Here is a 1,681-nt window from a genome sequence, read left to right as displayed (position 1 = left end):
GGCCAGTCCGGCGACCTCCTCCTCGGTGACGCCGGGGGTCATCCGGGTGCCGCCCATGGCCAGGCCGTCGACCAGGGAGTCGACGACCACCCAGCCCGTGAGGGTGCCGCCGCTGCCGTTGAGGTGGGTGGTGAAGGCGGGCGGCTGCGGTCGTGTCGAAGTCATTGCGGGGTCCTCCGGTGCACAGACGGTTCAGGATTCGGGGGCGTGGTTCACTGCTGGTAGAGCCGGGCGAAGCCGCGCAGGATCTCCCGGCCGTCGCTGCGGAACTCCAGGTGGGCCTGGGAGCCGAGGATCCGGCCGTCCTCGGAGCGGATGAACTCCACCGGCGCGTGCTCGGAGCGGCCGATCGCGCGGAAGCCGGCCGGCGCTTCCTGGAGGTAGAGGGTGTGCCGGTGGAAGACCGTCACCTCCGGGCCGACGTACGCGAAGAGCGGCTCCTCGGTGTCGACCTCGGCCCGGTGGCCGCCGACCCGCTGCGGGCCCTCGGCGAGCCGGCCGCCGGCCGCGACGGCGATGACCTGCATGCCGCCGCAGATCCCGAAGACCGGGACGTCGGCCTCGTTGACCAGGTCGATCAGCGGCTTGTAGAACTCGCCGTCGTAGGCGCGGACCTTGGTGCCGCTGAGCACCACGGCCTGGTAGCGGCCGTCCAGCCGGGCGGGCAGCGCGTCGGCGGCGGCCACCTCGGTCTCCGAGCCGAACTCCTCGAAGCGGCTGCGGAGCTGTTTCAGGGACAGCGTCCCGTTGTTGACGACCAGCACTCGGGATTTCGCCACGTGCGGGGCTCCTCGCTGCTCAGGTTCGGGTGATGACGGTGCCGGTGCGTCCGGCGACCAGGTCGGTGACGGGGGCGCTGCCGATGACGACGCGCTCCACGCCGCGCTCCAGGGCTTCGCCGGCCGCCCGGAGCTTCTTGCGCATGCCGCCGGTGGCGCCCTTGTCGCGGAACTTCGCGGCGGCCTCGGCGGTGATCCGGTGCACCGGCCGGTCGTCGATCAGCAGGTGGGAGACGTCGGTGACCAGGACCAGCTGCCCGGCCCCGATGCCGCCGGCGACGGCGGCGGCCGCCCGGTCGGCGTCGGTGTTGACCTCCTGGCCGGCCGTGTTGCGGGCCAGCGGGGTGACCAGGTGGACGTGGCCGGGCCGCAGGCCCTTCAGCGGGGTCGGGTCGACGCCGGTGATCGGGCCGACCAGGTTGTCCAGTTCGACGAGTTGCTTCTCCTTCCACCACCAGCGCTCGCCCTCGCCGGCGGTGACCAGCCCGTCGCTGCCGAGCAGCCGCTCGCCGGTGACGCCGCGCCGCTCCAGCCGGGCCAGCACGTCCACCGCGAGGGCGGCGCTGACCTGCTTGATGTCCTCGATCACCTCGGGGGTGGTCCAGCGGCTCTGGTTGCCGTAGCGGTCCCGCAGGACCGCGGACGGGTCGCGGTAGCGGGCGCCGAGGTTCTTCAGCGGCTTGGACCAGCCGTGCACCAGGACCAGCGGCCGCTGCCGGGCGTGCTCGGCCAGGTCGTCCCACCAGGCGTCGGCCAGGTCGTCGACGGTGCTGCCGCCGAGCTTGACCACGGTGGGGGCGTTCTCGGGTGTCGTCGCGCTCATGCGGGCATCACCGGTTGCATGGTCAGGCCGGTCTGCACCGGCAGGCCGAATCGGAGGTTGGTCGCCTGCAGCGCCTGGC

At 73.1% G+C, this 1,681-nt stretch carries 2 protein-coding genes and 1 pseudogene; all 3 read right to left on the bottom strand.

All coding sequences use genetic code 11. The features are described 5' to 3' along the window. Nucleotides 1-165 (bottom strand): annotated as a pseudogene (locus tag ABD345_RS39880) (Glu/Leu/Phe/Val dehydrogenase); the annotation flags it as partial. Between the two features lie 47 nt (nt 166-212). Then, entirely contained in the window at nt 213-779 is a 567-nt protein-coding gene (locus ABD345_RS39875; RefSeq protein WP_344559728.1) for a type 1 glutamine amidotransferase, read from the bottom strand. A gap of 19 nt (nt 780-798) precedes the next feature. After that, nucleotides 799-1,602, bottom strand: coding sequence for an amino acid kinase family protein (locus ABD345_RS39870; protein ID WP_344559726.1), 804 nt, complete (start codon nt 1,600-1,602; stop codon nt 799-801). Between the last annotated feature and the right edge of the window lie 79 nt (nt 1,603-1,681).

Origin of the sequence: Kitasatospora saccharophila (genome assembly GCF_039529925.1) — a bacterium.
Lineage (GTDB): Bacteria > Actinomycetota > Actinomycetes > Streptomycetales > Streptomycetaceae > Kitasatospora > Kitasatospora saccharophila.
This window is presented reverse-complemented; position numbering and strand designations above follow the sequence as displayed.